The sequence below is a fragment of the Alteromonas lipotrueiana genome (assembly GCF_019249245.1).
Lineage (GTDB): Bacteria > Pseudomonadota > Gammaproteobacteria > Enterobacterales > Alteromonadaceae > Alteromonas > Alteromonas lipotrueiana.
Window position 1 is genome coordinate 171889 of record NZ_JAESDK010000002.1, and the last position, 22495, is coordinate 194383.

The following is a 22495-nucleotide window of genomic DNA, read 5'->3' on the forward strand; positions in this document are numbered from 1 at the left end:
CCCAGGAGGGGTACTTTCAAAACTATCGACAGTTTTATCTAGTTTATCCCTACACATATTTCAGGAAATATAACCCCCTTTGTCGCGTTGGAGACAGCAATCATAGGGACGGAGCTTCGCTCTTCTGAACTTCCACTTTTTCCATCAGGGATACTTTCAGAGCAATGGACAGTTTTTCTCTGCTTATCCCTAATGATATTTCAGGAAATATAACGGTCTTTGTCGCGTTGGCGACAGCAACCAGAGGGACGGGCGTCGCCCCTCTGGACACCCCCGCTAGCCCTTACGAAGCGTAAGCCATTTTTGCATTGCCCAGACAACCCGAACCAGGGCAAACGGCACGTCCTGTGCCGGTTACCCTTGCCTGCGGCTTCCTGTCTTGGCTTTCGGTTTGCTTATCTGTGCCCTGCAAAAATACGCTTCTATGGGCGGTAATGAGGCTAGGATGTATCACCTCCTTAATCGGCTTTGCAACGCAGAATGAAAAGCACCCTTTAGCTGCTGCCGGCAGCCCGGCGTAGTGGTGGGTGATTTGGGTGTGTCAGCAGGGATTATCTTAATAAATCTGTAGATGTATCAGCGAGTCACTATTCACTATTCATATACCTATACGCCTCTGAGGACTGAAAAAATCACAGTTCTGGCTTAAACAGGGCTTTTCTTTGTTACTGAGCTTAAAATAACGCCGTCTGCCACGCGGGTTTCAATAGTCTGTCCTTCATTAATCTGCTCAATAGAGGTGACCGCATTTTGTTCGGCAAAAGTAATACTGTAGCCGCGTGCTAAAGTGGCTAACGGGCTGACAGATTGTAGAAGTTGCACTGTGTTGCCAAGGCGTTGTCGGGAGTTATTAACTTGCTTTTCTATCGTCTGGCTTAATCGATAATCCAAGGCGGAATGCCGTGCTTTAAGGCGCGCTAGCTGCATGGCGGGGTTTTGCTGATTTAAACGGCCGGTGAGCTGGTCAAGCCGGCGCTGTAATTGTGTTAAACGGGTGTTGGTTTGATGAACCAGTGTCATTTGTAATTGATCGACGTGTTGCCACTGTGTTTTCAACTGATTTGCTGGGTGGCAGGCTTTTAATCGCTGAATAAGTAATGACAGTGAATGCTGACGCTGACTATTTTTTTGTGACCAGGCTTTATGGAGTGCGCTGGTCGCCTGAGCAAGGTGCTGACGCAGTGCCACCTGGTCCTGACTTAACAGCTCAGCTCCGGCCGACGGGGTAGGGGCTCGCAAGTCAGCGACAAAATCGGCAATGGTCACATCAATTTCATGGCCTACCGCGCTCACTACCGGTAGCTGACTCTTTGCTATAGCATGTGCCAGATTTTCGTGGTTAAAACACCATAAATCTTCCAGTGAACCGCCTCCGCGGGTAAGCAGAATAACATCTACCTCGTTACGCTGGTTGGCGGTTTGCAACGCATCGATAAGCTGAGTATGGGCGCTGTCTCCCTGAACCATGCTGGGATACACCACCACTTGGGTGGTAGGGCTACGACGTTGCAACACCGTTAATGCATCATGTAATGCCGCACCTGATAGCGAGGTAATAATACCAATTCGGCGGATGGTATGGGGCAATGGCTGTTTTTTTTCAGGGGCAAACAAACCCGCCTGATGCAACTTAGCTTTTAATGCTTCAAAAGCTTGTTTTAGCTGACCCGCCCCGTCTGGCTCGAGATGTTCAACAACAAGCTGATAATCGCCCCGTGGTTCGTACAGACCTACCGAGGCCCGTACTAATACCTTATCGCCTTCTTTAGGGCGCTGACGCACACTACGATTGGTATTTTTAAACATAGCCGCACGAACCTGTGCTTTATTGTCTTTTAAAGTAAAGTACCAATGCCCGGAAGCGGCACAAACAAAATTTGAGATTTCAGCAGAAAGCCAGACAAGACCAATCTCGCCTTCTAAAACGTTTCGGGCCAGGCGATTAAGCTTGGTTACAGACAAAATTTGGCGACTAGAAGAGGGGCTGTTAAATAACATTAAAAAATTTCTTATTGATAAAATTCAAATACAGTTTACCTCAAACTTAAAAAACACTACAATTGCGCCGCAATTAACCCTCGACTCAAAAGGTGTTGTTGCATGCTCCGAATCGTTCAGGAAGCCCTAACATTTGATGATGTTTTGCTGGTACCCGGCCACTCATCAGTCCTCCCTCATACTGCGAACCTGCAGACTAAACTCACGCGCAATATAACGCTGAACATTCCGATGGTCTCGGCGGCTATGGATACTGTTACCGAAGCGCGTCTGGCTATCGCTTTGGCGCAGGAAGGTGGTTTAGGATTTGTTCATAAGAACATGCAGCCTACCGAACAGGCTCGTCATGTACGCGAAGTCAAAAAATACGAAAGTGGCGTGGTTTCTGACCCGGTTACGGTTTCTAAAGATACCGCTCTGGGCGAGGTACTGGCGCTGAGTAAGAAACTGGGCTATTCAGGTTTTCCGGTGACCGATGATGACAACAACTTAATTGGTATTGTTACCGGTCGCGATATGCGATTTGAAAACCGGCTTGAGCTACCTGTTCATAAGGTAATGACCGGCAAAGACAAGCTGGTTACCGTTAAAGAAGGTGCCAGTTCTGAACAAGTGCTTGAACTGATGCACGCCAATCGTATTGAAAAAATTCTGGTCGTTGACGATAATTTCAAACTAACAGGTTTAATAACGGTTAAAGACTTTCAAAAAGCTGAAAGCAAACCTAATGCCTGTAAAGATTCGTTGGGTCGGTTAAGAGTTGGTGCTGCGGTTGGCGTAGGTCCGGGAACCGACGAGCGTATTGAACTATTGGTAGAAGCCGGCGTGGATGTATTGCTTATCGATACTTCTCACGGGCATTCGCAAGGCGTTATCGATCGGGTTGCGAAAGTTCGCCAGAATTACCCCAACCTTGAAATTATTGCAGGCAACGTAGCCACAGCCGCAGGCGCAAAAGCGCTGGTTGAAGCCGGTGTGGATGCGGTGAAAGTAGGCATAGGTCCAGGTTCTATTTGTACTACGCGTATTGTCACGGGCTGTGGTGTTCCGCAAATCAGCGCGGTTTCTGATGCGGTGGACGCGATTGAAGGCACCGGGGTTCCAGTAATTGCCGACGGTGGCATCCGTTTTTCTGGTGATATTGCCAAAGCCTTAGCGGCCGGGGCAAGCTGCGTAATGGTGGGCAGTATGTTAGCTGGAACAGAAGAAGCTCCGGGTGAAGTAGAGCTTTATCAAGGCCGGTATTTCAAATCTTATCGTGGTATGGGCTCGCTGGGTGCGATGGACCAGAGCCATGGTTCTTCTGACCGCTATTTTCAAGATCCTAACAGTGCTGAAAAACTGGTCCCTGAAGGTATCGAAGGCCGAGTGGCATACAAAGGACCAATCTCTAATATTATTCATCAGCAAATGGGCGGATTACGCTCGGCGATGGGCCTGACAGGCTGTGCAACTATTGATATTTTGCGCAACGAAGCGAAGTTTGTAAAAGTGACCTCGGCCGGAATGGGTGAGTCGCATGTGCATGACGTCAGCATCACCAAAGAAGCGCCTAACTATCGTTTAGGCTAAGCCACGACATTGCTTTTCATCAGGCTGGTTTCGACCAGCCTGATTAGTTTTATATATACGGGTAATCATAATGACCACTAATATTCATGATCAACGCATACTGATATTGGATTTCGGCTCTCAGTATAGTCAGCTAATAGCGCGGCGGGTACGAGAAATTGGCGTGTACTGCGAACTTTGGGCATGGGATGTCACCGAAGCTCAAATTCGTGAATTTAACCCTCAGGGTATTATTTTATCTGGCGGGCCAGAGTCGGTCACCCAACTTGATTCGCCCCGGGCGCCTCAGTATGTATTTGATGCCGGTGTTCCGGTACTTGGCGTATGTTATGGCATGCAGACCATGGCCGAGCAACTCGGTGGTGGGGTATTTGGTTCGAACAAGCGCGAATTTGGTTATGCCCAGGTTGAGGTCACCGAGTCGTGTCCGCTGTTGAGCAAAATTGAAGACCATATCGGTGATAACGGCAACGCACTAATGGATGTGTGGATGAGCCACGGCGATAAGGTACAGACAATTCCTGACGGCTTTGTGACGACCGCGCAAACACCTTCTTGCCCGCATGCGGCAATGCACAACCTTGAAAAACAGTTTTTTGGGGTGCAGTTTCATCCTGAGGTTACCCATACGCGTCAAGGCATGCGTGTTTTGACCCATTTTGTGATGGACATCTGTAAGTGTGAAAAGCTTTGGACCGCTGAAGCGATTATTGACTATGCTATTGCACGTATTAAAGAAAAAGTAGGCGATGACCATGTGGTGCTGGGGCTTTCAGGCGGTGTAGATTCGTCGGTCGTGGCGATGCTGGTGCATCAGGCCATCGGCAGTCAGCTTACGTGTGTGTTTGTTGATAACGGCTTGCTACGCCTTAATGAAGGCCAGCAGGTTATGGATATGTTTGGCGATCATTTTGGTCTGAACATTATTAAAGTAGATGCGGAAGAACGTTTTTTAAACGCACTTCAAGGTGAAGACGAGCCTGAAGCCAAACGTAAGATTATTGGTAATGAGTTTGTACGCGTGTTTGATGAACAAGCCGCCAAACTGACTAATGCCAAGTGGCTGGCTCAGGGAACAATTTATCCTGATGTTATTGAATCTGCAGGTTCTGCTACGGGCAAAGCGCACGTTATCAAGTCGCACCATAATGTGGGCGGGTTACCAAAAGATATGAAAATGGGTCTGGTTGAACCATTGCGCGAATTGTTTAAAGACGAGGTGCGTAAAATCGGTCTTGAGCTGGGTCTGCCTTACGATATGTTGTATCGCCATCCATTTCCGGGGCCAGGTTTGGGCGTACGGGTGCTGGGCGAGATTAAAAAAGAGTACTGCGACTTACTGCGTAAAGCGGATGCGATTTTTATCGAAGAGCTGCACGCCGCTGATTTATACAATAAAGTTAGCCAGGCGTTTACTGTATTTTTGCCGGTACGTTCGGTCGGGGTGATGGGTGATGCGCGTAAATACGATTGGGTAGTGTCGTTACGAGCGGTCGAAACCATCGACTTTATGACCGCCCACTGGGCGCATTTGCCTTACGATTTTTTAGGGCGGGTTTCAAATCGTATCATTAACGAAATCGACGGAATTTCGCGGGTGGTTTACGATATCTCAGGCAAGCCCCCGGCTACTATTGAATGGGAATAGACTAACCATTTACTACTAAGCCTTACCGTTAAAAGCCCGGATGAATAAATCCGGGCTTTTTAAGTGAAATAAGTGTCAACTTATTCTAGGACGAGTCAAAAGAGCACTACGGGGGAGATTAAGAACGCGGAGTGCTTAATACCGGCTTTCCGGCAAGGTAAGGTCTTCACCTGTTCATTACTAATGATCTTCGACTCGTTGCTTTATAATCCGCATCTGCTATTTGCTACCGATTGACGTCTACCCATCAAGCCACAGAGCATGTTAGCCTTGACTTACTTTCTATCAAACCCGAGATTTAAAGCCATGCTCGCATTTGGATACAAACAAACCAGTGAGACCCCACACGCTGAAGCTCTCAGTGCCTTTAACACAGCCAAGCCGACCCCCGCGGGTCATGATCTGCTTGTTGCCATTGAAGCGATATCCGTTAATCCGGTAGACACTAAAATAAGAAAAAGTGTCGCTCCCGAGGCTGACGAATTTAAGGTTTTAGGCTGGGATGCGGTAGGTACCGTGAAAGACGTCGGAAGTAAATGCAGTTTGTTTAAGCCGGGCGACAAAGTTTTTTATGCGGGGGATATTTCGCGTCAGGGCAGCAATGCTCAATTTCAATTAGTGGATGAGCGCATTGTCGGGCACGCTCCTTCATCAATCAGCAACTGTGAAGCCGCGGCCTTACCCCTGACTTCACTGACCGCCTGGGAGTTGCTATTTTCGCGTTTGCAGGTACCTACCGATGAAGCCGGAAAGCAACAAAGCCTGCTAATTGTAGGCGGCGCCGGCGGCGTTGGTTCAATAATGATTCAGTTGGCAAAACAGCTTACCGGGCTTACTGTCATCGCCACCGCCTCCAGAGCGAAAAGCCAGGAGTGGGTGCGTAATCTGGGGGCTGATCATGTTATTGACCATAGTCAGCCCCTGGACCAGGAGTTGAAAAAAACCGGTATTGAAACCGTCGATTATGTCGCCAGCCTGACCCACACCGACACCCATTTTGATGCCTGTGTGAATGTTCTTAAAGCGCAGGGGAAATTTGGTCTGATTGATGATCCGCAACAGCTAAATATATTAGCGTTAAAGCGTAAAAGTATTTCGCTGCACTGGGAGTTTATGTACACCCGCTCGCTGTTCAACACCCCCGATTTACACGAGCAGCACAATATTCTTAATCAGATTAGCCGCCTGATTGACAATAACACTTTGCGAACCACCCTGGGTGAGCATTTGGGCAAAATTACCGCCGAAAATATCCTTAAGGCTCACCAGATACTCGAATCTAACAAAGCGTGCGGTAAGCTAGTGCTTGAGGGTTTTGACGCCGACGCCGAAAATTACGACAGTGATTAAGCGCTGTCAGCGCTGAACTATCACCAACAGACCTACAAAGGTATCGCCGGGAAAACCAAACTTTTTCCTGGCATACCCGAGCGGGCAGGCTTTGTCATCAAACGGTAACAAAGTCTGCGTGTAATGGCGTCCGCAAAGTTCACCTTAGGATCCGCCATTATGAAGTACACCAGTATTAACCGACTGGTAATGACCCCCGTTTTAATTACTCTGATAATTCTGGTGGCACTTAATGCTGCGTCGCTTTATCAGTCTTTTTCTTTACTGAACCATTATGAACGCCTGGAAAATAATCAGCTGCAGGCAGAGCGCGAAATAAATGTGGTTTTATCCACCTTTAAAACTCAGGTTCAGGAGTGGAAAAATGTCTTGCTGCGAGGACAGGATGAGGACGCCCGGAACAAATACTGGCAGCGTTTTTTACAACGCGAAGCTCAGATAGGCGATCTCATTGCGGCCCTGGGGCAAAACACCTACCTAAGCGAAGCAACTCAGCGTGATATCGAAAGTTTTACCCGCCCCCATGCGCTGATGGCGAAAAAATATCGCGACGGCTATCAGGCATTTATTGATTCGGGTTTTGACCCTGCGATGGCTGATGAGAAGGTGCGGGGAATCGACCGAGAGCCGGCCCGGTTACTGGCTTCGGCGGGAGAGAATATTGCACAGGCCTCTCATCAGGCGTTTGCCCAGCTACGTAGTACCACGCGCACTACCTTGTGGCTGATACTGGGCGCAGCGCTGCTATTGTCAGCAGGCGGTCTTCTTTATGTGGTGATGCGCTTACGTACCGGTGTGATAAAACCGGTCAGACAAATTGCACATTGTCTGGATGCGCTGTCGAAAAGCGATTACCGGGATGAGCTGAGCTACACCAGTGCGCATGAACTGGGAATACTGGCACAGGCTACCCGAGCCCTGCAAAGCAAGCTGCTCAACTCGGTCGATATGTTACAAAGCGCCGAGCAAAAAATGAGCACCGCCATCGACTCACTGGCACAGGTCAGTCAGTCAATTCAGGGTGGAGCCACCCAACAGCAGCAGGCCAGTCAGTCATTAGAGCATAGCACTACGCGGCTGACTTCCATGGTACATAATCTAACCCATATTTCTGAGCAGGTGGCACAAGCCACGGGGAGCTCCCAGGCCCAGGTTGCCAGCTGTTATGCCACCTTTGAAAAAGCCAATGCAGGATTTCATCAGCTGGCGCAAACCGTTAATGCCACCGCCGGTACGGTGAATGAGTTACAAAGTCGTAGTGTGAATATTCTGAAAGTAGTCAATGTAATTAACGAGATTGCCGATCAAACCAATTTGCTGGCCCTGAATGCTGCAATTGAAGCCGCCCGGGCGGGTGAGCATGGGCGTGGCTTTGCGGTGGTGGCTGACGAGGTCAGGGCGTTGGCAGCAAAAACCCAGCAATCAACCCGTGAAATAAATAATATTTTATCCTCGTTTGAAGCTGAAGCTCACTCAGCGGTGGCGGCGATGACGCAGGGTAAAGCCCTGTCTGACAGTAATGCCCAGGAAGCCAGCTCGGCGTTATCCACCCTTAGTCAGGTGGTTGCAAATATTGAGCAAACCGCAACAGTGGTGCACTCTTTACATACTACCGCCGACGAACAGGAGCAGGTTCTTAAAGAGGTCGAAGATGTCATCGGGCAGGTGGTAAGCTCGGCCGCGCATTATGAACAGCTGTCTCAACGTGATGATATCTCGGCAGCGATGAAAGCCATGGCAGCGAATGTAGAGAAAGTTGTGGGATCCTTGACCCGCTGAGCGCTTTCTGTCAGGTTGGCAATCTTGATTTTTTTGCTGCCGGGTAATTTGTAATTCATGATTCCCTTGACCTTTGCTCCAATTTACAGCCAGTTAAACCTGTCGGCACGTCATCGGTTTCCTATTCAAAAGTATCAGGGGATTTATGATGCCTTACGTCGGCAGGGGGTTCCTCACAATGCATTTGAACACCCCGAACCGGTGACAGAAGATACGCTTTGTCAGTATTACGATGTAGGTTACGTACATGCGCTGACACAAGGTAAGTTAGAGGCTAAAGCCATGCGGCGGATTGGCTTTGAATGGTCGCCGCAATTAATAAAACGTTCACTCACCGCCATCGGTGGCACCTGCCTGACCGCACATAATGCCTTGCGTGATGGCATAGCGCTAAATTTAACTGGCGGCTATCACCACGCATTTGCCAGCTATGGCTCCGGCTTTTGTTTGTTTAACGACTTGTATCTGGCGGCTAAATCTATACAGCAGCAACCAGGTATTGATAACGTGCTGATTATTGACTGTGATGTGCATCAGGGCGATGGTACGGCGCATTTAGCCGAAAACGACAAGTCGGTTTACACTGTGTCGTTGCATGGCGAAAAAAACTTTCCACATCGCAAACAGCATTCAAATCTTGATATGGGCTTGCCTAAACATTGTACCGACGCAGAATATCTGGACGCTCTGGACACCACTTTGCACTTAATTGAACGCTTTTATCAGCCTGACGCTGTGATTTATGATGCCGGTGTCGATATTCATGTTGATGATGACCTGGGTTTACTTGATATCAGTACCGCCGGGGTACGCCAACGCGACACAATGGTGCTTAACTGGTGTAAAAAGCATAGCTTACCGGTAGCCTGTGTTATCGGAGGCGGTTACCAACGCAACATTGAGGCGCTGGTCGAGGTACATATGCAGCTATTTCATGCTGCTGGGGTTACCAAAAAAGGGGGCTATTGCCAGGGGTTAGTCATTGAATATGGGCTATAAAAACATTAGCTGAAAGCCTAATCCCACTCGTTCCTGCGAACGGTCATAGTCAATCAGTGAGTCGCCATAACCGTTAAAGTACTGCAACAAAACTTCATAACGGTCAGATAGGGGATAACTCAGGTTCATCTCGATGCTGCCCCGATTAGTGCCAAAATTCAAATTATTGCGCAGCCGGGCCAGCAATTTGAAATTACCCATTCGGGTACCGTAACCTAACTCTATACGACCGTAATAATCCTGTATGTTCGGGTTGTCATCACCCGTAGGGTCGGTAGGCGAGCTTTTGTCATCTTCAGGAATACGATACCAGGTTTTAAGGTAATAAAGGTCATCAAAGTCAGAAAACAATACCGTGGCAAACAACCGGTTCCAGCTTCGCGAGCGCAGACCCGACTGTCCATTTGACATATGATTAAAGCCTACCTGAAACGCACTAAAGTCATAGCCTAAAAATGTGATGTCAGCTTCTTTCATGTAAAAAACTTCAGGTTCGTAGTTAGTTTCGCGAAAAGGTTTCGAGACCTCTGAATTATACAGTTGCCAGAACGATGTGAGCGTAAAACCCAGATACACCCCGTCGGTAGACTCATTGGGCAAATACATAGGCAACTTTACACTAAGCTGAAATTTAGCTTCTTTATTATCGACATTTAGCGCAGTAAGTTCTTCGTTACCTACCGAATTTGGGTTGGTCACGTAGGTCATGGGCAAAATAAAATTGGGATGATGCTGCGAGATAACGAACAGATTATCCAGGGCTTGTCGGTCAGCTTCAAAGCGTGAGCTGAGGATACCTGGCGCTTGTTTTATTTTATCTGTTTCCTGAGGGCTTTCGGCTACCGGTTCAGGATCAGGCTGCTGCTGAGCAGCCCCGTCAGGGCTGCTTAGCGAAGTCAGTATAACAAGGGTTAAAAAAACACGTTTCACCCACGTTTCTCCTGTTAGGCGAAATTAAGTGACAGTCCTTCAGAAGCCGCCATCATGTCCAACGGCGATTCAGCGGCATCGATAAATCGATGACAATGTGCAACCACTGCATCAATATCGTCATCAGTACGTTCCGGATCGTGGCTGTATAAAGCTAAGCGTTTTGCGTTACAGGCCATTGCCAGCTTAACTGCTTCTTCGGCCACCGAATGACCCCAGCCAGACTTGGCGGGCATGTCGGTTAGCATATACTGCGCATCATGTATAATAAGATCAGCATCACGGGCAAAGTCAACAAAAGACAAAAAGTCAGTTTCTTTTTGATAGGGAGGATATAACTCGTTATCAGTCATATACACCACTTTTATGTTATCGGCAACAATGGCATAAGCACTGCCTTTACCCGGATGATTCATCGGCAGGCGCGAGATTGCTGCTGAACCAATTGTCCAATTTTCGGTTTCATCCGGCAATGGTGTTATTTGAATATCAGACAGCAGGGCACTTGAAGGAACCGGAAATACCGACCCCTGCATTTGACGTAATATTTGGTCATGCTCGGGTAAGGTGGTTTGCCCAGGCGTGATTTTAATTTCACGATCTTTTTGATAAATGGGCGCAAAAAAGGGAAATCCCTGAATATGATCCCAGTGATTGTGGGTTAATAATAGATGAATAGGTGTCGTTTTTTTGATCAGAACATTGCCGAGTTGGCGAATTCCTGTACCCGCATCAAAAATAATATCAGTGCCATCATCGGTGGCCACATGCACACACGCAGTATTACCCCCATAGCGTACAAAATCCTTTCCCGGAGTGGGAATAGAACCGCGTACACCGTAAAACGTTAGCCGCATGGTTCCTCCTGCAGGCCCGACCGACTTTTAAACATTACAGCGCATGAACAAAATCGCTGACCGAGTCGATATCGAGCAATTGTTTTTCACCTGTTCGGCGATGCTTGTATTCAACCTGCTGATTGTCTAGGTTTCTCTCGCCAATAACAATACTGTGAGGTATGCCAATTAATTCCATGTCATTAAACATAACACCTGGGCGCTCTTTACGATCATCAAACAGTACCTCAATATTGAGGTCGGTGAGCTTTTGATACAGGGCTTCAGCGGTTTCTTTGATACGCTGAGATTTATGCATGTTCATCGGAATCAATGCGACTTTAAATGGCGCAATCGCGTCAGGCCAGATGATGCCGTATTTATCATGATTCTGCTCGATAGCCGCCGCTACTATTCGTGACACCCCAATACCGTAGCATCCCATCGTCAGGGTTTGGTGTTTACCAGTCTCGCTCAGTACACCGCAATTCATTGCTTTAGAGTATTTGTCGCCCAACTGAAATATATGACCCACTTCAATGCCACGCTTTATCTCTAACTGGCCGTTATCATCAGGTGAAGCATCGCCTGCCATCACATTGCGTATATCTGCAATCTCAGGTTTGTCCGACCAGTTTGCATTTAACTGCATGTGATTGGTTTTGCCCGCTCCGCAGATAAAGTCGGCCAAAGCTGCAGCGCTATGATCAGCAACCGTTGAAATCTTCAGGTTGGAGGCATCAGCAAACAGGGGGCTGCATCCCAGTAAGCTGGTGGCTTTTTCTTCACTGGCGAACACCAGTGGAGTAGCTACCATTGGCAGTTTTTCAGCTTTTACTGTGTTCAGCACGTGGTCAGCTCGTAATACCAACGCGACCCACTGTTCGGAAGTCTCGGTGCTATCTTCAGGTTCGGCCGCTTTAACAACCAAAACCTGCAGCGCCTGGCTGGCACTACTGTCTGCTTTACTATAAAACTCGTCCATAGGCTGGTTTTCAGGTTTTTCGACGACCTTAACCGATTTACCGGAGGCTTGCTGAGCCTCTGTAGGCTTTTGAGCCGGGGTCATTTCAACATTTGCCGCATAATCACCGGAACTTGAAAACGCGATAGCATCTTCGCCAGATTCAGCCAATACATGAAATTCGTGAGACACGCTACCGCCAATAGAGCCTGAGTCGGCAATTACCGCGCGATAGTCCAGCCCTAAACGTTCAAATATAGCACAATAAGCCTGATACATTTTTTGATAAGTAGTATCTAAGCAGTCGTCGTCTAAATGAAAGCTGTAGGCATCTTTCATGGTAAACTCACGGCCCCGCATAATGCCGAAGCGTGGTCGAACTTCGTCACGGAATTTAGTTTGAATCTGATACAAATTCAGCGGTAGCTGTTTGTAGCTGCTTACTTCGTTGCGCACCAGTGCAGTGATCACCTCTTCATGAGTCGGGCCCAATACAAAGTCGCGTTGATGGCGGTCTTTAACCCTCAACAGTTCTGGACCATATTCGTCCCAACGGCCAGACTCTTCCCACAAATCGGCTGGCTGAACCACGGGCATCAACACTTCAACGCCACCGGCACGGTTCATCTCGTCACGCACTACATTGGCAACTTTATTTAAAACACGAAGACCCGAAGGAAGCCAGGTATACAGTCCTGACGCCAGTTTTCTAATCATACCGGCCCGCAGCATAAGCTGGTGACTGATAACTTCTGCATCTGCTGGCGTTTCTTTTTGAGTGGAAAGTAAATATTGGCTAGTGCGCATTATTCGCGTCTCATCCTTAGGGAATTTAAAATCGGCAGTAGTTTAGCAGTATAGAAATGGTCTAAAAAGAAAAATGTCAGTTGTTATTCATTACATAAAGACAAATCACACACTATCACGCGCTTGCCCCTTACCTGCCAGCTTACATCAGCGTTATACAGCTTCACTTTATACACTTTTGGGTCGTCGTCATTTTGCTGGCGATAGGCCGGGCGGGGGTCCTGTGAAAGTACGCTTTTAATTAATTCTTTTAACTGCTGAGGGTAGGGTGAGTCGGGCGCTGTCAGCTGCTTCGTTACGGGCGGGGTAAACTCAACGGTTCGCATTGGAATATTGTGATATTGCGCCAGCGAGTCAGTGGCCTGGTTAATGCTGTCAGCGTAGGGCAGATAAGGTTTGATATCGACAATGGGTGTATGGGTCACCAGATCAACACCGCTGACTTTGAGTACCGGACGGTTGTTACGAACCACCAAACCCTGATTCTTAACCACTGACATGCCAATACCATTGGGACGGTGAGTGCTGCGACTGGCAAACACGCCCAGGGTGGCATTGCCACCTAAACGAGGAGCTTTAACCAACGGTTTCCACCCTCGTTCTAAAGTTTCATGAAATACAAACAGCAACCAAAGATGGCTGTAACCGTCTATACCCCTGAAGGCACTGGCATCGTAAATATCGTCATTAAAAAATATTTCACCTTCGGCGTCAGCCAGATTAGGCTGGCGGGGTATAGCGAATTTTTGTTTAAATGGACTGACAATATGGCCTATTGGTGACAGTGCGTACGATTCATAGGACATGGGCGCGATACTCCGGGAGCAAATAAGCCCAGCATTGTAATAGCAATATTGAAAATGTCCGAGTTTTCTATACTGGTATTCGCCTACCCGAACGAATAACCGGCGGGCTGGTTACCGGCAGATGGAAAAAGCATCACGTATAATTTCGTTGCTGAAATACAACAAGTGTACACTTGGCGCTAAAAACTACCCGGAGCGGGTCTTACTAATATTGATTTTTGGGGTAAAATCCCAATAAAGAAGTCGCTGTAAAATTACTTTTCAGACACCACAACAATCGCAAAAAATTTTGAAAAAAATGCGCTTGTAGCAGGAATTTCATGATATCAGTAAAAAATTTAAGTAAGTCATTTGGTGAGTTCACTGCAGTTAATGATTTATCTTTTGAAGTAAAGGCGGGAGACATTGTCGGTTTTTTAGGCCCTAACGGGGCAGGCAAATCTACCACCATGAAAATGCTGACCGGGTTTCACACGCCTACCCAAGGTGAGGTAAAAGTGAATGGCCGCCGCATGAGTAAAAATGCCAACCGATTACAGCGCGATATTGGGTATCTTCCGGAAGGGGCACCGGCTTACTCTGATATGACCACCTTCCAGTTCCTGAATTTTATCGCAGATATTCGGGGGCTGGATAAACACGAGAAGCGTGACCGTTTAAAAGAGGTGATAGACCAGGTAGAGCTGCACCAGGTGCTGGATAAAACCGTCGATACGCTGTCAAAAGGCTTCAGGCGCAGGTTGGGGCTGGCTCAGGCGTTAGTCCATAATCCGCAAATTCTTATCTTAGACGAGCCGACGGACGGGCTTGACCCTAACCAAAAACAACATGTTCGCCAGCTTATAAAGAATTTGTCTAAAGATAAGCTGGTTATTATTTCTACACATATTTTGGAAGAAGTCACCGCGGTGTGTAATCGGGTTATTATTATTGCCAATGGCGCGATGCGTTTTGACGGAACGCCGGCCGAGCTTCAGCAGCAGTCTAAGTACCACCAGGCAGTAACAATAAAGCTCAGCTATGCCGCTGATATCACCGGTCTGTTAGAAATTGATGGTGTGGCCGATATGGAGGTCGATAAACAAACTGGCGAAGTCACCTTGTTCCCGGAGCCGGGGAAACATATTCTCGGCCCTATTACAGAGCACGTTCAGCATTACCGGTTACCTATTGACCGGCTACATGTTGATGATGGCCGGTTAGAAGATGTGTTTGCCAACCTGACTCAAGAGGACGCTTAACCGATGAATGCTATTTTTGTTCTTGCTCGTCGCGAGTTTGCTTCGTTTTTTGCCACGCCCATCGCCTATGTATTTATTGCCATATTTTTGATACTCAGCGGTATTTTTACCTTTTTTATGGGAGATTTGTACGAACGCGGTCAGGCCGACTTGCAACCTTTTTTCTCGTTTCATCCCTGGCTCTATTTATTTCTGGTACCGGCCATTGCCATGCGCGGCTGGGCCGAAGAAAGGCGTTCGGGCACCATTGAGTTGTTGATGACACTTCCAATTACGGTAACGCAGGCGGTAATAGGTAAGTTTATTGCAGCGTGGCTGGTGCTGTTGTTGGCGTTGCTTTTAACGTTTCCGGTGTGGCTGACCGTTAATTATTTGGGGCAGCCCGATAACGGAATAATATTGACAGGATATTTGGGTAGCTGGTTAATGGCGGGCGCCTTTTTAGCCATTAGTTTGTGTATGTCAGCGCTGACAAAAAATCAGGTCATTGCGTTTGTACTGGCAATAGCACTCTGTTTTTTGTTTGTGGTGGCAGGTTCCGATCTGGTGTTAGACGCCTTTACCTTATGGGCTGATAACAGTGTGGTCGATACTGTTGCCTCGTTTAGCTTTTTGCAGCGATTCGATGCCCTGTCAAAAGGGGTAATTGCGCTAAATGATGTTGTGTATTTTTTGCTCTCCACAGGATTCTGGTTATATGCGTGCCAAATTATCATTGAACAAAAAAAGGCGGCCTGAACAATGCGCAAGATAACGACTCTGTTTACTTTATTGCTGGTGGCTTTGTTATTTATCGCACTGGTTATGATTAACCATAAGGTACTTGATCACGTCAGACTTGATTTAACCGAATCAAAAATTTACACCTTATCAAAAGGCAGTCGTGAGGTTATCGATGACATTGATGAGCCGGTAACATTGCACTTCTTTTTTTCAGATGATGCGACCAAGGGCATGACCAGCCTGCGTAATTACGCGGCGCGGGTTGAAAGCGTGTTACGCGAATATGAAAAGGCTGCCAACGGCAAAATCCGGTTAAATATTGTTGACCCTGAGCCATTTTCTGAAGAAGAAGATCGCGCCACCCAGTTCGGCCTGACCGGCGCGACACTAAACGGCGCCCATGAAACCGTATATTTTGGGCTGGCCGCCACCAATATGCTTGACGATCAGTTTGCGATTCGCTTTTTCGACCCGCAAAAAGAGTCGTTTCTGGAGTATGAACTAAGTAAGTTGCTGCATCAGCTCAGCAAGGTCGATAAGCCGGTAGTGGCTTTGGTGAGCGACCTGCCTGTAGCCGGGGGGCAAAACCCTATGTCAGCCCAATTTGACCGCTCTATGGTTTTTTACGAACAACTTACTCAACTATTTAATGTGGTACGGGTCCCGGCTGCGGCCGAAAGCCTACCGGCGAATACCAGTGTTGTGATGCTGGCTCACCCTAAACAAATGAGTGAGTCTTTGAAGTATGCGGTTGACCAGTTTGCCATGAAGCGCGGACGGGTTATTGCCTTTGTCGACCCGCATTACGAATCAGACATGTTAGCGATTATGGGCAATGCCGACGCAAACAGTTCTGACACCAGTTTATTGCGTGCATGGGGTATTGAGGTAAACGGCGATGAAGTATTACTGGATAGTACTTTGGGGCTTGATATTCGCTCTGAGCAGGGCGACATTACGCAGCACCCCGGGTTTATAGGGCTGGGGCATGAACAAATGAACAGTGAAGATGTGATCACTGCAAATTTGGAGTCAATTAATCTGGCTTCGGCAGGCACCGTTTCATTGTTACCTTCTTCAACGCTGGATATAACGCCATTATTGCAGTCGTCGGCGCAGGGGTATTTATACAATGCCAGTAACTACGCGACCCAAGCGGGCAGTAGCGCACTGAAACCCGAGACAGGCAGTATCGCAAAAAAATATACTGTTGCCGGCCATGTGAGCGGGACCACTATCTCAGCGTTTTCAAAGGCTATTAATACGGCGAGTGAAAGCGACTTCAAAGCCACCACGGATCATCTCAACGTGTTGGTGGTGGCCGATGCTGACATGCTGACTGATCGCTTCTGGGTACAGCAAAGCCCCTTTTTTGGGGACGTGGTGTTTACTCCCTTTGCCAATAACGGCGATTTTGTTATCAACGCCATTGAAAACTTAGCGGGGGGCAATGCACTTATCAGTATTCGCGGCCGGGGGCAAAGCAGCCGGCCATTTACCCGGGTCGAAGCCTTACAAAATACAGCGCAACAGCGTTTTACTGAGCACGAACAAAAGCTTCAGGATGAACTGGCTGTCACCGAGGCTAAGTTGGCACAATTACAAAGCCAGCAAGGCCGAAGTAGCTCGGTTATGTATACCGACGAGCAGCAAAGTACGGTAGACCAGTTTGTTGAAAAACGCGTTGCCATTCGCAAACAGCTACGCGAAGTACGTTATGAGCTGGACCGGGATATCGACCAGTTGGGCGGCTGGATTAAGTTCATCAATATTGCTCTGGCGCCCTTAGTGCTGATATTTTTTCTTTATTTGCTGGCATGTGCATTACGACTGCGCCCCGGTAAAGCGTATCTAAAAGGCTAGGCGATGAATATTAGAGTAGTACTACTAAGTATAGCCGTTGTGGTTGCAGGTGGTGTGGCCTGGTATCTCAATTCTGCCAACGAGCAGGGGGTTAGAAGTAAGTCGCAGCCGTTGTTTAAGAAATTTGCTAGCGAAGCAGGCCAGCTAGATAGCATTCTGATCGAAAATCAAAACGGAGAGGTGTTTAAAGCTCAACGAAATAAAAACCAGTGGCTGGCAACACATTTGGATCAGGAACAAAGTTTTCCGGTAAATAAGCAGCGTATGACCACGATGATAAATCGTGTATTAAAAGCCAATGTGATAGAACAAAAAACCAGTAAAGCTGAATACTACCCTCGGCTAGGAGTAGCCGGTATTACCGATGATTCGCATAGCTCTGCCCGATTAACCCTAACAAGCAAAGAACAAAGCAGACAGGTAATTATTGGTAAGATGGCGCAAAGCCGACACGGTACGTTTGTAAGAAGGCCTGATGACAAAGCCAGTCTGCTTATTAACGAGCGGGTGCTTATGCCTGAGTCTGAAACCGATTGGCTTGCCCAGAAGGTATTGCCTTTTGATGCTTCTGAGCTACTCAGTATTCGTTTTACCCAGAACAACACTACCTCGTTACTGTTAATGCGTCCTGAGCAGAATGCCAAGTGGGAAGTGGTTCAGGTTGATAACCGACGCATTGAGGTAGAGCCGCAAGGGCTGGCATATCCCGGAGTCATCGAACAAGCAGTGCAAGATATTACCGACTTTCGATTTCTGGGGGTATCGGCGTATTTCCCAGAGCAGTGGCAACAACAAGAACCGGTGGGTCAGGTTACTTTTACGCTGGCTGACCAACAGCAGATTACCGCTTATCTGGTGCAAACCAATGAGCTTAATCAGTATCAGGTTTGGTTTGACGATCAAAACACCTCACCCTGGTTATCGGGCTGGGTGTTTGAAGTGTCAGGATATCAGGGCCGCGCATTAATGCTGACCCTGGATGATTTAACCAAGTCTGGATAATTTAGTTAAAATAACCAGCGCTGCAATCAACGTGTTCTACACTGCTTTAAAAGATTTTCAAAATGACCACAACCCTGCTTGTCGGTTTCTGCCATGTTATTTTCAAAGATACTATGGGGGTCGGCGTAATCGTCCATAACCCGGGTAATATCGGCCTCTCTTAAAATATGTAAAACCGGGTAGGGCGAGCGGTTCGTATAATTAGAAGGCGCATTAGCCGCCTCGCCTTCAAACTGATATTGAGGATGAAAACTGGCCAGCTGGTAAATACCTTCATAGTTCCATTGCTCTAACATAACCTGCGCTAACTCCAATATATCAAGATAGCGTTCAAACTGCTTGAGCGCAGGTGTAATCAGCAGGGTCGTAGAGATAGCATCGTTAGCATCTAACCGTTGGCACTCTTGATACAGCTCCAGCATAAGGTCATCAGGTTTATAAGACTGACTGACCACATAGTGAATGGTTTCGGGGGTGCGCACAAAGCGTGCAAACGGACAAAAGTTGTGTCCGATAACCACCCGGTCAATCCATTCTCGGGTCGCTGTGATTAGCGCCTCAGGGTTGATTGACGATGTGTTCACGAATGGTACTTCACGTAGGCTTCAAGGGTATTTTCAATTAAACTGGCTACCGTTAATGGGCCTACTCCGCCAGGTACCGGGGTGATCCATCCTGCCCGCTCTTTGGCCTTTTCAAAGTCGATATCGCCCACTAATGAGCCATCTGCCATACGATTAATTCCCACATCGATAACAATCGCGTTAGGCTTAATCCAGTCCCCGGGTATAAAATTAGATTTACCTACCGCGACAACCAGCAAGTCAGCGCGGCTAACGTGATCTTTTAATCCTTTGGTGAATTTATGACACGTAGTGACGGTACAGCCTGCCAGAAGCAGCTCCAAACTCATTGGCCGTCCCACAATATTAGAAGCACCTACAATAACAGCATCTAAGCCTTTTACCGGGCGCTTAGTCGACTCAATCATAGTCATAATGCCCTTCGGCGTGCACGGTCGCAGCGCTGGGATACGCTGGGCCAGGCGACCAATATTGTACGGGTGAAAACCGTCAACATCTTTGTGAGGGTCGATTCGCTCTAACACTTCTTCTGCGTTTAAACCCGCAGGTAACGGTAACTGCACTAAAATGCCATCTATTTCACCGTCTTCGTTTAATTCGTCGACCAAAGATAACAAAGCACTTTGGTCGGTGTCAGCGGGCAAATCGTACGAGCGAGAAACAAACCCCACTTCTTCGCAGGCCTTTCTTTTATTGGACACATAAACTTGTGAAGCGGAATCGCTGCCAACCAAAACTACCGCGAGTCCGGGTGCGCGTTTACCTGAAGACTTAAGAGACTCCACATAAGAGGCCACATGTTGACGAACTTGTTTGGCAATTAATTTGCCATCAATAAGGTGCGCAGTCATAACTAAGGAAACTCTTTATAGATGAAAAAAACGTCGGCTATATTGTTCCATAAAACCCTATCAGCCTGCCAGTGCTTCATTGTCAGACACATTACCGTAAAAAAGTTTTAATAAGCAGCAAAATAATTATGGGTGTTATGGCTTATCGCTAAAATGAAAAACGGCAGTAAAAAAACTTAAAATAGCGCAAGAAAACACCAGAATGTATAAAATTAAAACGCAATTGCATGGTTTGTGAACGGTTGATGTTTTTCTTTCAAAAAGTGTTTGACGGGGTAGGGGCAAGTCAGTAATATGCGCTTCCCGTAACGACGAGGAAGAAAAACGCGTTGTTACACAGGTTCGGTGAGTGGCGCAGTTTGGTAGCGCACTTGGTTTGGGTCCAAGGGGTCGCAGGTTCAAATCCTGTCTCACCGACCATTTTTGCTAGCGAAGATTCGCCAGGCGCCCGTAGCTCAGCTGGATAGAGCAACGGCCTTCTAAGCCGTGGGTCGCAGGTTCGAATCCTGCCGGGCGCGCCATCTATTGCGGGTCAGGTAGTTAAGCAAGAAAAGTTAAATTTTTCACTGACATAGAGAAAAATTTGATGTAAACTTGCTAAGCCGCTTTCGATAGTGAAAAAAGCAACATCAGTGGTGGGCGTAGCTCAGTTGGTAGAGCCCCGGATTGTGATTCCGGTTGTCGTGGGTTCAAGTCCCATCGTCCACCCCACTTTTTTGCGGGAGTGGTGGAATTGGTAGACACGCTGGATTTAGGTTCCAGTGCTTCACGGCGTGAGAGTTCAAGTCTCTCCTTCCGCACCATATCTAAGATATTCAAAAAGCATCGTTCGGTGAGTGGCGCAGTTTGGTAGCGCACTTGGTTTGGGTCCAAGGGGTCGCAGGTTCAAATCCTGTCTCACCGACCATCTTTGCACAGTTCATTTCTCAAAATATCCTTTTTTCTTTTCTTGTGCTGCAGCTTTTGTGGATAAACTCTTCAATAATGCGCAATTGTTCCTGTTTGCCTCTCGACTCTCAAATGCTGTAGCTGTATACTACGGCGTCTTTTTTTAACCAATGTGTTTAATCAGCGGTTTAAAATAATCGTTAGTCAACGACCTCTAAATCCTAGGGCAACACTTTGCTTTGGTGAGGGGGCGGGGGCATGAAAACAACACGTCACCAGACGTCAAGTTGAGGTAACATAATGCAAGTTTCAGTCGAGACGACCCAAGGTTTAGAACGCCGTCTTACGATCACAGTGCCAGCCGATTCTATCGATTCTGCTGTAAAATCACGTCTTCAGCAATTAGCGAAAACTCAGCGTATCAATGGTTTTCGTCAAGGCAAGGTACCAGTAAGTGTGATTCAAAAGCGCTATGGTCAAGCGGTTCGTCAGGAAGTGGCTGGCGATGTCATGCAGCAGAACTTCTATCAGGCGGTAATGCAGGAAGAAATTACCCCTGCCGGAATGCCAAAATTTGAACTGACTAAGGATCAGCAAGGTCAGGATCTGGAATTCGTAGCTTCATTTGAAGTTTATCCAGAAGTTAAGGTTCAGGGCGTTGACGAAATCGAAATTGATCAACCTAAGGTTGAAATCAAGGACGAAGACCTCGATAACATGATGGAAACGCTTCAAAAGCAACACGCAAACTGGGTAGAAGTTGAACGTGAAGCAGCTGAAGAAGACCGAGTGGTTATTGACTTTGTTGGCAAGATTGATGGTGAAGAGTTTGATGGCGGAAAAGCCGAAGACTTTACATTAGAACTTGGCAAAGGGCGTATGATTCCGGGTTTTGAAAAGCCATTAGTTGGCGCCAAGGCTGGTCAGGATGTTACTGTTGAAGTAACCTTTCCAGAAGATTATCACGCTGAAGCCTTAAAAGGTAAAGATGCTGTATTTGACGTTCACGTGAAAAAAGTGGAAGGTCAGGAATTACCAGAAGTAAACGAAGAATTTGCTAAACTGTTTGGTATTGAAGAAGGCGGCATCGACGCACTTAAAGACGAAGTGCGTAAAAATATGCAGCGCGAACTAGACCAAACGCTTAAAGCAAAAGTAAAAGAAGATGTTATTGCTAAGTTGCTTGAAAAGAATGAACTAGATGTGCCTCAGGCACTCGTAGATCAGGAAATCGAAGCATTGCGCGAACAGGCAAAGCAGCGTTTCAGCCAACAAGGCGGTGGCCAGAATATGCCAGAACTGCCTGCTGAATTGTTTACTGACAATGCCAAGCGTCGCGTTTCAATTGGTCTGTTGCTGGGTGAAATCATCAAGCAAAACGAATTGCAGGCTGATGAGAGCAAAGTTGATGCATTGATCGAGACTTCAGCGTCGGCTTATGAAGATCCGCAAGAAGTGATCGAGTATTACAAAAATAATGAAGAACTGATGCAGCAAATGAAAAATGTGGCATTAGAAGAGCAGGCCATTGAATGGGTATTGGATAACGCCAAAACTCAGGAAGTGACCAAAGATTTTGATGAGGTTATGAACAAACAAGCTTAATTTTAACCGCTTGTTTGACTTAACCTGTCAGCAACTGCTTAAATGCTCG

General features: G+C 47.3%; 17 protein-coding genes and 5 tRNA genes. 15 read left to right on the forward strand and 7 right to left on the reverse strand.

The genetic code is table 11. From position 1 onward, the window contains the following. Window positions 1–645: 645 nt before the first annotated feature. Window positions 646–1998: an exodeoxyribonuclease VII large subunit gene (xseA, locus tag JK130_RS02460; protein WP_218352630.1), complete on the reverse strand. Its 1353-nt coding sequence runs from the start codon at window positions 1996–1998 to the stop codon at window positions 646–648. A 102-nt stretch (window positions 1999–2100) separates the two neighbouring features. Between xseA and guaB the strand changes: the two genes are divergently transcribed. The 5 genes from guaB to JK130_RS02485 all read left to right on the forward strand — a co-directional run bounded on the left by guaB (window position 2101) and on the right by JK130_RS02485 (window position 9346). Continuing rightward, window positions 2101–3570, forward strand: a complete 1470-nt coding sequence (guaB, locus tag JK130_RS02465) for an IMP dehydrogenase (protein WP_218352631.1) — start codon at window positions 2101–2103, stop codon at window positions 3568–3570. A gap of 70 nt (window positions 3571–3640) precedes the next feature. After that, window positions 3641–5218 (forward strand): glutamine-hydrolyzing GMP synthase, encoded by a 1578-nt coding sequence (gene guaA / locus JK130_RS02470; protein ID WP_218352632.1) that lies wholly within the window; start codon window positions 3641–3643, stop codon window positions 5216–5218. A 306-nt stretch (window positions 5219–5524) separates the two neighbouring features. After that, window positions 5525–6568 carry a zinc-binding alcohol dehydrogenase family protein gene (locus tag JK130_RS02475; protein ID WP_218352722.1) on the forward strand — a complete coding sequence of 348 codons (1044 nt, stop codon included), beginning with the start codon at window positions 5525–5527 and terminating at the stop codon, window positions 6566–6568. A gap of 159 nt (window positions 6569–6727) precedes the next feature. After that, complete coding sequence (locus JK130_RS02480) at window positions 6728–8347, forward strand: methyl-accepting chemotaxis protein (protein WP_220099448.1); 1620 nt, start codon at window positions 6728–6730, stop codon at window positions 8345–8347. A 57-nt stretch (window positions 8348–8404) separates the two neighbouring features. Next, window positions 8405–9346 carry a histone deacetylase family protein gene (locus tag JK130_RS02485; RefSeq protein WP_218352633.1) on the forward strand — a complete coding sequence of 314 codons (942 nt, stop codon included), beginning with the start codon at window positions 8405–8407 and terminating at the stop codon, window positions 9344–9346. Here JK130_RS02485 and JK130_RS02490 read toward each other — a convergent pair. The 4 genes from JK130_RS02490 to tsaA all read right to left on the reverse strand — a co-directional run bounded on the left by JK130_RS02490 (window position 9341) and on the right by tsaA (window position 13689). Continuing rightward, window positions 9341–10276 (reverse strand): phospholipase A, encoded by a 936-nt coding sequence (locus tag JK130_RS02490; RefSeq protein ID WP_218352634.1) that lies wholly within the window; start codon window positions 10274–10276, stop codon window positions 9341–9343. The two genes, JK130_RS02485 and JK130_RS02490, sit on opposite strands and share 6 nt — an antisense overlap. Before the next feature lie 14 nt (window positions 10277–10290). Further along, on the reverse strand, window positions 10291–11133 hold the full coding sequence (locus JK130_RS02495) for an MBL fold metallo-hydrolase (protein WP_218352635.1): 843 nt from the start codon (window positions 11131–11133) through the stop codon (window positions 10291–10293). A 34-nt stretch (window positions 11134–11167) separates the two neighbouring features. Continuing rightward, on the reverse strand, window positions 11168–12883 hold the full coding sequence (locus JK130_RS02500; RefSeq protein ID WP_218352636.1) for a proline--tRNA ligase: 1716 nt from the start codon (window positions 12881–12883) through the stop codon (window positions 11168–11170). An 83-nt stretch (window positions 12884–12966) separates the two neighbouring features. Next, window positions 12967–13689 (reverse strand): tRNA (N6-threonylcarbamoyladenosine(37)-N6)-methyltransferase TrmO, encoded by a 723-nt coding sequence (gene tsaA, locus JK130_RS02505; RefSeq protein ID WP_218352637.1) that lies wholly within the window; start codon window positions 13687–13689, stop codon window positions 12967–12969. Window positions 13690–14009: 320 nt separating this feature from the next. Between tsaA and JK130_RS02510 the strand changes: the two genes are divergently transcribed. Genes JK130_RS02510 through JK130_RS02525 form a run of 4 tightly spaced genes read left to right on the forward strand, consistent with a single transcriptional unit; the run spans window position 14010 to window position 18518 of the window. Next, complete coding sequence (locus JK130_RS02510) at window positions 14010–14930, forward strand: ABC transporter ATP-binding protein (protein WP_218352638.1); 921 nt, start codon at window positions 14010–14012, stop codon at window positions 14928–14930. Between the two features lie 3 nt (window positions 14931–14933). Beyond that, entirely contained in the window at window positions 14934–15668 is a 735-nt protein-coding gene (locus JK130_RS02515; protein WP_218352639.1) for an ABC transporter permease subunit, read from the forward strand. Window positions 15669–15671: 3 nt separating this feature from the next. Beyond that, window positions 15672–17516, forward strand: coding sequence for a GldG family protein (locus JK130_RS02520; RefSeq protein WP_218352640.1), 1845 nt, complete (start codon window positions 15672–15674; stop codon window positions 17514–17516). A 3-nt stretch (window positions 17517–17519) separates the two neighbouring features. Beyond that, entirely contained in the window at window positions 17520–18518 is a 999-nt protein-coding gene (locus tag JK130_RS02525; protein ID WP_218352641.1) for a DUF4340 domain-containing protein, read from the forward strand. A 26-nt stretch (window positions 18519–18544) separates the two neighbouring features. On the opposite strand, the gene JK130_RS02530 is transcribed toward JK130_RS02525, so the two are convergent. Both JK130_RS02530 and folD read right to left on the reverse strand, forming a co-directional pair. Further along, on the reverse strand, window positions 18545–19102 hold the full coding sequence (locus JK130_RS02530; RefSeq protein ID WP_343210971.1) for a DUF1415 domain-containing protein: 558 nt from the start codon (window positions 19100–19102) through the stop codon (window positions 18545–18547). Then, window positions 19099–19953, reverse strand: a complete 855-nt coding sequence (gene folD, locus JK130_RS02535) for a bifunctional methylenetetrahydrofolate dehydrogenase/methenyltetrahydrofolate cyclohydrolase FolD (protein WP_218352642.1) — start codon at window positions 19951–19953, stop codon at window positions 19099–19101. The genes JK130_RS02530 and folD overlap by 4 nt, the downstream gene beginning before the upstream one ends. Window positions 19954–20296: 343 nt before the next feature. Here folD and JK130_RS02540 point away from each other — a divergent pair. From JK130_RS02540 to tig, 6 genes are all read left to right on the forward strand, one after another. Next, window positions 20297–20373, forward strand: a tRNA-Pro gene (locus tag JK130_RS02540). Between the two features lie 24 nt (window positions 20374–20397). Then, window positions 20398–20474: transfer RNA gene (locus JK130_RS02545), tRNA-Arg, on the forward strand. A 114-nt stretch (window positions 20475–20588) separates the two neighbouring features. After that, window positions 20589–20664 (forward strand) — tRNA-His (locus JK130_RS02550). Between the two features lie 7 nt (window positions 20665–20671). Next, a tRNA-Leu gene (locus JK130_RS02555) sits at window positions 20672–20756 on the forward strand. 27 nt (window positions 20757–20783) lie between these two features. Then, window positions 20784–20860 (forward strand) — tRNA-Pro (locus JK130_RS02560). A gap of 281 nt (window positions 20861–21141) precedes the next feature. Continuing rightward, on the forward strand, window positions 21142–22446 hold the full coding sequence (gene tig, locus JK130_RS02565; protein WP_218352643.1) for a trigger factor: 1305 nt from the start codon (window positions 21142–21144) through the stop codon (window positions 22444–22446). The last annotated feature ends 49 nt before the right edge of the window (window positions 22447–22495 follow it).